The organism is Flavobacterium xylosi, assembly GCF_042787345.1.
In the GTDB taxonomy this organism is placed as follows: Bacteria; Bacteroidota; Bacteroidia; order Flavobacteriales; family Flavobacteriaceae; genus Flavobacterium; species Flavobacterium xylosi.
The window spans coordinates 21,875-32,035 of sequence record NZ_JBHZPZ010000027.1; the positions used below are offsets into that span (position 1 = coordinate 21,875).

The 10,161-nt window shown below is 33.8% G+C and carries 10 protein-coding genes and 1 pseudogene; all 11 read right to left on the bottom strand.

Going from position 1 to position 10,161, the window contains the following annotated elements; genetic code table 11:
* Positions 1-62: 62 nt before the first annotated feature.
* Positions 63-1,133 (bottom strand): glycosyltransferase family 4 protein, encoded by a 1,071-nt coding sequence (locus ACFX5E_RS15695; protein ID WP_379856109.1) that lies wholly within the window; start codon positions 1,131-1,133, stop codon positions 63-65.
* Positions 1,126-2,523: a hypothetical protein gene (locus ACFX5E_RS15700; protein WP_379856110.1), complete on the bottom strand. Its 1,398-nt coding sequence runs from the start codon at positions 2,521-2,523 to the stop codon at positions 1,126-1,128. The genes ACFX5E_RS15695 and ACFX5E_RS15700 overlap by 8 nt, the downstream gene beginning before the upstream one ends.
* A gap of 22 nt (positions 2,524-2,545) precedes the next feature.
* Positions 2,546-3,361, bottom strand: coding sequence for a hypothetical protein (locus ACFX5E_RS15705; RefSeq protein WP_379856111.1), 816 nt, complete (start codon positions 3,359-3,361; stop codon positions 2,546-2,548).
* Between the two features lie 37 nt (positions 3,362-3,398).
* The gene (gene neuC, locus ACFX5E_RS15710) at positions 3,399-4,520 is read right to left on the bottom strand and encodes a UDP-N-acetylglucosamine 2-epimerase (RefSeq protein ID WP_379856113.1); all 1,122 of its coding nucleotides are present in this window, start codon (positions 4,518-4,520) and stop codon (positions 3,399-3,401) included.
* Positions 4,521-4,592: 72 nt separating this feature from the next.
* Complete coding sequence (locus ACFX5E_RS15715) at positions 4,593-5,633, bottom strand: N-acetylneuraminate synthase family protein (protein WP_379856120.1); 1,041 nt, start codon at positions 5,631-5,633, stop codon at positions 4,593-4,595.
* Positions 5,633-6,277 carry a class I SAM-dependent methyltransferase gene (locus tag ACFX5E_RS15720; protein WP_379856114.1) on the bottom strand — a complete coding sequence of 215 codons (645 nt, stop codon included), beginning with the start codon at positions 6,275-6,277 and terminating at the stop codon, positions 5,633-5,635. The genes ACFX5E_RS15715 and ACFX5E_RS15720 overlap by 1 nt, the downstream gene beginning before the upstream one ends.
* A 148-nt stretch (positions 6,278-6,425) precedes the next feature.
* Positions 6,426-7,124, bottom strand: a complete 699-nt coding sequence (locus tag ACFX5E_RS15725; RefSeq protein ID WP_379856115.1) for an acylneuraminate cytidylyltransferase family protein — start codon at positions 7,122-7,124, stop codon at positions 6,426-6,428.
* A 27-nt stretch (positions 7,125-7,151) separates the two neighbouring features.
* A complete protein-coding gene (locus ACFX5E_RS15730) occupies positions 7,152-8,060 on the bottom strand; it encodes a glycosyltransferase family 2 protein (RefSeq protein ID WP_379856116.1) in 909 nt (302 codons plus the stop codon).
* Between the two features lie 38 nt (positions 8,061-8,098).
* Complete coding sequence (locus ACFX5E_RS15735; protein ID WP_379856117.1) at positions 8,099-9,130, bottom strand: glycosyltransferase family 2 protein; 1,032 nt, start codon at positions 9,128-9,130, stop codon at positions 8,099-8,101.
* A gap of 23 nt (positions 9,131-9,153) precedes the next feature.
* A complete protein-coding gene (locus ACFX5E_RS15740; RefSeq protein ID WP_379856118.1) occupies positions 9,154-9,690 on the bottom strand; it encodes an FkbM family methyltransferase in 537 nt (178 codons plus the stop codon).
* 362 nt (positions 9,691-10,052) lie between these two features.
* Positions 10,053-10,161, bottom strand: a pseudogene (locus ACFX5E_RS16290) (IS30 family transposase); the annotation flags it as partial.

A 10,161-nucleotide genomic window follows, 5' to 3' on the forward strand; every position in this document is an offset into this window, starting at 1 on the left:
ACTATTTTAACTAATTTAAGCGTGTGCAAAATTAAGGTTTAACTTAGAGCAATATTTAACTTTCATCGTATTAATTCTAAATAATTATTCACCATTTTTTCTAAAGTAAAACTTTCTAAATTTTTGCTTACAAGATTTTCACCTATTTGGCTTTTACCTGATAGAATATTCTCTAAAATCCCTTTTAACTCAATAATATTTTTTTCTTCAAATAAAAATCCATTTATATTTTCAAATACCAAACCTAACACATTTCCTTGATTTCGAGTGGTTATTACAGGCAAATTACTCAATAGACTTTCAACCACCGAATAACAAAAGGTCTCTCCGTGTGAAGGATGAATCAAATAATCATAATCGCAATATATTTCGTTTAGATTGGAAACGCTCCCTTTGAAATTAAAAAATTTTTGAAGATCAAAATCTTGAATTGATTTTTTTAATTCTTCTTCAAAATACCCTTTACCATAAATATCAATCTTGAAATCAAACGATTTCAAATCCTTAACGGCTAAAATTAAGTCTTGAATTCCTTTTTCTTTTCTTAAATGCGAAGCAACAATAAAATTAGTATTTGAGGTAAAATTATTTTTTTGTTTGAACTTCAGAACATCTAATCCATTTGAGATAACAATTGTTTTCTTCTTTAAATGGTCACCAAAATCTATTATCAATGCTCTTTTTGTATAATCAGATACTCCAACAAAAACATCAATATATCTTGAGAATAAAACTCCTTTTATTTTTTTTTCTATTTTCTTTTTCAACGGATAGCCGTTCAATGGTCTTGGATTGTGGTCTATGGCAATTATTTTAGTAGCACTGAACAGCTTTATTTTATAAAAAAAAGGAGTGCATAATTCGACAAAATGAGTAATGATGTGAGTATATGCTGTTGCATTAGTTTTACAGAAACTTAGAAAATAATTTTCTACCGATTTATACTCACTTCCATAAATAGTTAAAGTATTATACTCCCCATGATCCGATTTATTGGGAAAAAACCAATCCACCTGAATACCATTTGCTGCACATTGTTTGTCAAACTGCCAAAAAAAGTAATCCATCCCTCCCACTCTTTCCGGTAGCAATTCATAATTACAAAGGACAGCTATGCGACTGGTCTTACTCATTTAATTGTGATAAAGTAGCGGCAATTCGCTTACTGGTTCCCATCAATTGCTCGCTTATTTGTAATTCAATCATAGTCTTTCTTTCTTTGGATCTTGCAGAAGGATTGACTAAAGCCTCCTTTATTTGAGCAATCAACTCCGTTGGATTTTTGGCGATGGTCACCGATTGACTATCGACTACTTTTTTGAAATGATCGTATCCTAAAAACCGTTGATCATTATACAAATCATTTTCTGTATTCCCAAAAACGGTATTAATCACAGGCTTATCAAATAGCATAAAATCCAGACTCATTGTCGAACACATATTAATATTCAAATCAACATATTCTAATATGGAACGTAAATCCCTAATATCTTCCTCACTAGGAATGCGTTGCGACCAGCTTTCAGTATGATGGTCCCGGGTTAGAATCCATTTGGGATTATTCCAGATAATTTCAGGAAAGTCTTTCTGTATCTCAGCAAATCGCTCTGGACCCTCTGCCGGGGAAGTACGCACCAAAAACTGACAGGGAAAACCCATTTTATTTTCTCGGATGGCATTGGCAATAGTCCGAATTACAACAGGGTCATTGGCTCCGATACTGGCGTCAGCACAACTGAAACAAATTATTTTTTGACTGCCCTCTAAAGCAAACTTGGTATAGAAATCTTGCCTATCAGTTTTGTATTTATCCATTACATAGGGCTCAAATTGAGGCGTACCAACCACCTTTATATTCTCCTCTTTTACATTCGGATAAAAATATAACAATTCATTTTTCATCAAATGACTCCAAACAAGGAAATAATCAAATGCTCCTAACATCCTCCCCTTTGATGCTAAATTATCCCAACTAAAAATAAAAGTACTGACCGGTATTTTTAATTTTGTCGCTGCATATAAAAAAGGAGCAAGATACGGAGGTCTTTGATGCGTAAAAAAAACATGGGTTGGATTATCTTTATGAAGTAGTTGAAGATATGATTTTGTGATTTTATTTTTAGAAAAGGATAAAAACTGTAGTTTTTCAATAAATAAAATACTTCTGTAGGAATGAACAAAACGAGTAACAAAATAAATCCCTTTAACTACAATAGACCGTAACGAATTAGTTGCAGGATAACCAGAAATCATATTATCTTTCATGCCATAAAAAGATTGGTTCTTTTGTAAATGAGCAACCTCTTTCCATTTCCTGAAGAACCAGGTCCATTTGCCTTCTAAAAAAACAGCTAATTCTTTTATAGTACAATTCTCTTGAGAAATCGTATCATAAGCGCTTAATGGCAGACCCGAATAGATAATAACTTCATCAAATTTCTGTGCAACTTCGTTTATGAAATCACTCATAACAAAATTACGAAATCCAACTCCATCAGTTATTACTATTGCTAATTTTTTCATTTATATATTATATTATTACAGACTATTTTAGCTGTTGATTTCGGATTATTTGAATTCTCATAATTATTCTTTTATAAAATTTTCTAGAACTTTTAATTATAAAAAAAGTTTTATGTTTAAAAACTATAGGTTTTCGTACAATTTTGTTTTCAAATTTCAGCAATTCAAATATTTTGTTAATTCTATCGGTATGTGTTTTACTTATTCCGTAAGCTCGGGCATACCAGGTGTGGTAAATAAATACCTCACCACTTGTATCAATAACCGCAGTTGTCAGCCTGTCTTCAATAAATGGTGTTGTAGCATCTAAAAAAAGAATTTTTTTTCCTTTTCTTCTTAACCAAAAATAAAAACAGTAGTAAGGTTCATGCAACTTTGTTATTTCATAATTTCCTTTTAACTTATCTAAATCATCATCAAATTCATTTTCTAAAATATAATTGTTTTTTAAGACTTCTTGCTTATTCCACATTAATTCTAGCTCTTTAAAATTAATAATAGAAAAAAAAGTGTTTATAACATAAGGACTATTATGTCTATTTTGAATAATTCCTCCATCTCTAACTCCACATACTAAATAATCATTTAATTTCATTTCTTCAATTATAGAAAAAATACATTTGGTATTTACAAATAATACATCTTCATCTGCCATTACGAGCCAATCTATACCTTTGCCTTTCAACTTTTTCATCATATAAAAAATGCTGTCTAACCCATACATTCCTTGTGTTCCATCAATAACATATTTTTGAATGTTTTTTGGAAACAGCTGCGAACTTTTTTGATACAGTTCTTTATTGATAACCGTGCTTAGTATTGCAATGTTAGAATTCATAAATTATTAATTCTTGTTTTCAAAAAAAAACAACTTTTTATACATCTCTAAATTGTTTCTGTTGATTGATGGACCAAATGGCTTCATTTTCTATAGATTCCAAAAACAATACGGCACTATTACCTTGTCCAAAATCATCCATTTTTTTTTTCACTTGATGCTGGCCAATCTTTTTTAAGGCAGCGTTAATACTATTGACCTCATAATCTACATTCACGATGTCGGAATGCACGGCCCTATTTTGTTGTCGTGTTCCAATATTGATGATGGGAATGCCATAATAAGGTGCTTCTCGAATTCCGGCACTACTGTTACCGATGATGAACTGACTGTTTTTCAACAAGCTAAGAAAATATTCGAAACGTAGCGAAGGAAAAACACGAAATCTCGAATTCTCTCTCAGTTTTTTATAGCCCGCAATGATATATTGGCTTCCCAAATCATTGTTGGGGTAAACCACCACGTAATTATGAGTATCGTTCAGCAAAACTTGCACAAAATCATCGGCATACTGCTGCATATCTTTAGCCTCTGTCGTCACGGGATGAAACATGACAATGGCATAGGATTCAAAGGGAATTTGATAATATTCCTTTACGATTTCTAAACTAGGTAATTCCTCTGAAAACATGATGTCGATATCAGGAGAACCAATGGTGAAAATGGAAGATTTTATTTCGCCCATTTGTTTCAATCTTTTGGCCGCTTCCGCATTAGAAACAAAATGAATGTGGCTCAACTTGCTCACGCTATGACGAATCAATTCATCAACCGTTCCCGAAATTTCTCCTCCTTCAATATGAGCCACCAAAATATTGTTCAATGAACCTACAATGGCTCCCGCCAAGGTTTCCACCCGATCACCATGCACCACAATCAAGTCTGGATTGATTTCTTTTACATAAACCGAAAGACCTTCTATGGTTTTGGCCAAGGTCAAGTCCATGGTAGTTTCATGGGTGTGGTTTTCAAAAGTATGTACGTTCTTGAAACGACATCTTTCGATTTCAATCACGGTGTATCCGTATTCTTTTTGCAGGTGCATTCCAGTAACAAAAACAAAAACTTCAAATCCTTGTTGTTGCTCCAGAATTTGAATCAATGATTTTATTTTGCCGAAATCGGCACGAGTTCCAGTAAGGAATAAGATTTTTTTCATTTATATTTTTTCTCTGTAAGAACGAATCTCAACTTTACACCCTCTCGACTGCACTCGAGGAACGAGGCCTTATTAACACAAATCCTCCCAACCTAACTGTTCGTCATTTGGGATATCCCTAACAGCTATTTTTCCCAAGACATTTTCAAATTGCTCTGCCAATATTTTTCCAGTTCCTGGACGTTTCACCCAAATATTGTACTTAGTGAACACTTCTCCTTTTTGGATTGGAGCAATGGTACAGACCGTGGCAAACGCAAAATCAATGGTAACCTGTTCTTCCTTGGCAGGTTCTTTTTTTCCACCCCGCATTTGCCAGATTTCATTGGAACTTATAATCAATTCTTTGGTGGTTAATTCATCCATACTGCACACAATATCCGGACCTGTTCGCTGCATCGTGTCGGTGAAATGGCGTTCCAGGATACTGGCTCCCAATGCAACAGCTCCCAAACATGCATTATTATTCAGGGTATGATCCGACAGCCCAAAAACCTTTTCAGGAAAGGCTTGGTGCATTTCGACCATGGCTCCCAAACGAACCAAAGGAATAGGTGTTGGATATAAATTGGTAGTATGCAACAGCGCCACAGGAACTTTATACGCATCAAAAATTGCAACTGCTTTACGAATACTTTCTATTGTATTCATTCCTGTGCTCAATATTACAGGCTTTCCAAAAGAAGCAATGTGTTCCAGTAAAGGATAATTGTTGCATTCTCCAGAACCTATCTTGTAGGCCGGGATGTCAAATTTTCGCAATCGATTGGCAGCGGCACGGGAGAAAGGGGTCGAAATAAAGATCATTCCTTTGCCCTCCACGTAGTTTTTTAGTGCCGATTCATCGGCTTCATTAAGAGCACATCGTTCCATGATTTCGTAAATGGAAACATCGGAATTGCCCGGAATTACTTTTTTGGCAGCGCCACTCATTTCGTCTTCCACAATGTGGGTTTGATGTTTGACCACCTCAACGCCGACACGATGGGCGGCATCAACCATTTCTTTGGCAACTTGCAAAGACCCTTCGTGGTTAATCCCGATTTCTGCAATGACCAAAGGCGGGTAATCAGGCCCTATTTTTCTTCCTGCTATTTCTATGTGTGGGTTCATCATCTATAATATATTCTGACCTTATTTTTAATAAAAGTGGCTGCTTTTTGTTGAAACCAAAACAACTCCATTTTTAATGTTGGTTCAATGAAAATAAGTTGACCGCCGCCTACATAATGACTCGTATTACCACCACTATGTGAATACGGTTTGGTTTTATTAAGTGTTATTACATTAACATATCTATTTTTCGGAAAAATTTGCCTGATGATTTCTGTTTGTCCTTTTCTGTCCCCTTCAATAAATACAATCGTATTCTTTTTACAAAAAGCAACTATTTCTTTTAAGGTGTCATCATATCCATCAATAATTATTAAATCAAACTTCTTACTTTTAATTTGATTTAATTCCGAATATAATTCTATCTGCTTGTAATCCAGAACATTTTTTTGAAGTGCATCGAGACAAAATTCGTTCTTTTCAGTTCCAACATAATTTATTTTTACGCATTCTTTTTTTGAATACTTTAAAACCGTGTCCGATATAGAGCCTATTCCCAAACCTAATTCCAATATGGAATTCACCTTAAATATTTTGAATATTTTGAGCAGGGTTTCTAAAGCAAACTCGCTGGCGATATATTCACTTCCATCGAGCTCACAAAATCTCTTGTAATTTTGAGCAGCTAAAACTTTCTCTTTCATTTATTTTTTTTATTAAACAGTCATGTTTTTTTTAGAGTTATGCCAACGCTGGCTAATTTAATAAATTCTACCTCGTTATTTTAGCCTGTATTGAGCAAAGTCAAAAATCTTAAATTAAGAGCCAAGTCACCTAAAATTATACTAATTATCAGGTCGACCTTATCTTCCCGAGTGCAGCCGCAGCATGCGACGACTTTTCTATTAAATACTCCGCATATTCTAAATCTTCCTGTGTATCAACATCTACATTAGCAAAAATATGATTTACTTCAAGCGGAAATGCATTTTCCGATATAATGATAGCTTCCAAAATCAAGGAGGCCTTAGTGATATATATCAATCCATTTTCAAAAAACAAGGGTTCCACATCCTGACTCCGCTGTCCAATAGCATAGTTAAAAGGATAGAACTTATTTTCAACGATTTTACCGAGCTTTTTATGATTTTTAGAAACTGTAAATAAGCTATCGTAGTTTCCTTTTTGATAGACTTCAAAAGCTTCTTTCAACAAACTTTGTGGACGCAATGGATTAGTGGGTTGCAGCAAAATCACATGCTCTACATCCTCTTTAATCGACTCTATAACGTGTTTTAAAGCTGAAACAGTAGGTTCAAAATCGCCGGACAAATTCTCGGGCCTGTTAATTACCTTGGCCCCATATTGCAAGGCTATTTTTTTGATGATCTCATTATCAGTCGAAACATGGACCTCGTCTACAATGTTACTATTTTCCAAAGCATAGCGTATACTGTGGGCAATCAAGGGAATACCGCCCAAGGACAAAATGTTCTTATTGAGCAATCGTTTTGATCCACCTCGGGCAGGAATGATGGCTATTGTTTTCATTTCAATATTTAATGATGGTAAAAATACTTATTTTTCCGGTTGCCAATAGATTTTAGTTTCTGGAAGTTCTATATATGCATTATAATCTTTTGGAGACAAACGATTGCTGTTTTTCAGGATTAGCGAAATGTTCCAGACCAAATCCAACAAGGCTAAAAGAATAGCTTGAAAAGCCTTGAAATCGCCCTTGAACACTTTTAACTTGAACTGCATCCAAAGGGAATAGGCCATTTTTCTTGGAATTTTTTTTAGGGGATAAAACAAGAAAAACAAATACCAGCCCGCACGCAAAGCCCTTCGTGATCGCAAAACATAATCATCATTGTTTTTTCTCAATTTTAAATCGACTCTATGATTAACAAGAACTTCGGGCAGATAATAGATTTTCCATCTTTTTTTGAACAACTGATAGGAAGCAAAATTTTCTTCTCCATAAAAAATGAACCAGGCAGGATAATCCGGAATGTCACGCCAAGCCTCCATGCGAAAAGCATGGGCACCTCCAGCATAACTTTGCATCGGCATTGATTGCTCTTTGGTTGCTGTAATTACGGGCTCTGTTTTACTCCAAAAAATCCTAAAACCCAGCACTGCAACTTCTGGATTTTGACTAAAAAAACAGCTTATTATTTCTAAAGGGTTCACCGTCACGAAATGCAAATCATCATCGATGGAAACAGCAAATTCAGTTGTAACCATACTCAACAATCGATTCCGACTATAAATTAAACCTTTGCTTTTGGAATTTTGAATCAACTGAATTTCAGGATAATTGGCTTGCAAAAAAGAAGCCGTACCATCAGTAGACCCATCATCACAAATTAGGCAAACCACATCCTTTTTATCTAATAAATATTGAATTTTTGCCAAAGTAAAAGCCAAATCGCTTAAGCGGTTTTTAGTAGTGATGAGAATGGAAAAAGTGGGGTTTGTCATTTTAACTTAATATCGGAGCCCTGTTTTGGCTTTAGTGTTTATTTTGACTTCACTCTTAGGGTTTTCCATAAAACCAAAGATTTCAATCCAAGCTTTATCTCTTTTTTTGCGGTCAACCTAACTTTCCATCTGTATTTGGCAAATAGATATTCAAGGTACAGTAGAGGAGTATAACGCGTTTGTTTCAAAAAACATTTCCGCAACACATCAGCTTCTAAATCAACAAGATACTTCTTAAAATTTTTGGATTCAAAAAAACCAGAAGTATTAGCCACCTCTAACTTCTTTTGTATTTGTTTGAATATCTTGAGATCTTTGAATGCTACAACTTCGGTTTTGCTAAATTGTTTCTCCAAAAATTCAGATTCACTATCATTCCATTTTACATCTAAATATTGGAGCAGTTGAAATTTTGTTGCGATGTCATTTTTTTTCTGTTCTTCGGCTCGTTTTCGGGAAACTTGGTTGCCGTACAATCTATATTCCAACAAAACTTCTTGAAGGTTGTGCAACTTGCCCACGGCGAGCAAACGAACCCACATATCATAATCTTCCGCAGGTTCTTTAGATGTATCATATTTTATCGAATATTCATCCAATATTTTCTTTCTTATCATTACCGATGGATGCGAAATACAATTTCCCCACAACAAACCCAACTTAATGGCTTCGTGGTTTTCCGGAAGTGTAATTGGCTTGTTGTTTCCTATTATTTTGTAGGTTGTACCACACACCACTACCTCGGGATGAGTTTCTAAATAAGCAATTTGTTTGGCAAATCGTTCCGGAAAACTAATGTCGTCACCGTCCATTCGTGCAATATATTTGCCTTTTGCCATTTGCAATCCATAATTCAAGCTATTTGTATAGCCCGAATTAATTGGTTTTTCTATTAATTGAATTCGGGAATCCTCCAATTTTTTTATTAAAGCAACCGTTGCATCAGTTGAGGCATCGTCTATTATCAAGAATTCAAAATCAGTATAGGTCTGATTCAAGATACTCTCTACAGCCGTTTGCACATACAATTCACAATTATACACAGGCAGCAACACGGTTATTTTGGGCATACAAGTCATATCAGGCTGCGTGATTATTTTAATTTTTGATTAATTCCTATTGTTAATTCAGCTTCGTTATGCAAAACAAAACCATATTCAACAAGAATATCATATATTTCTTCTCTACAATCAAATTCATCATGAATTTCAACCACAATACATTTTGTACTATTCAAAAAATCCAGATTCGATGACGGCGAAGTAAACACTTGCTTTTCTGAGCCCTCTATGTCTATTTTTAAAATATCTATTACTTCAAAATTATTGTCTGCCATTAATTGATTTATGGAATAAGCGCTAATAGGATCTGTACTGTCATTTTCTTCAACCCTAAAAGACCAATTTGATTGATCTCTGAAATCGTTTATGATACTAATTTTACAATTTGAACTCCATACAGCTCCATTGATTTTTACAATTTTACAGTTTTTAAGACTATTCAAATTAAACTCTAAAACTCTAAAATTTTCAATTTCTGGTTCAATGCTAATTATGTTAGGGCTATTAAAAGACTCTACAAAAAACAAAGAAGTCAAACCAATATTAGCTCCTGCATCAATGATATTCATACAATAATCAATTTCATTACAAAAATTTTCATTATACGCATTTACTACTGGTAGGTACTCTTTTAATAAAAAAATTTGCTTAAAAACTTCCATGTCGCTGGAGGGATTTTTTCTGAGTTTAATCCTTTTATGAAAATTATTTTTGAAATCTGTAACATAAGTGTTTTGTGTTTCCTCGAAAAGATAGCCATTTAAGTTTATCAAATAATTATAATAATTAAAAACAGACCGCTCGTTAAGATTTGGTCTGATTTTTAAAATTTTTTTTATAAAATAATGGAATATAACATATATATTCTTTAAATCTAATCGTTTAAAATTTGTAAATTTATTTATGTTGACCATTGTTTACATTGCAGGATTCAAGTTATAAATGCAACTTTTTGATTAAACATATAATTAGGTGTTTCAAAATTAAATCTTTTTCTTGGTCTATTGTTTAATTTCTCTTGTATTTCTATAATTTTCTCA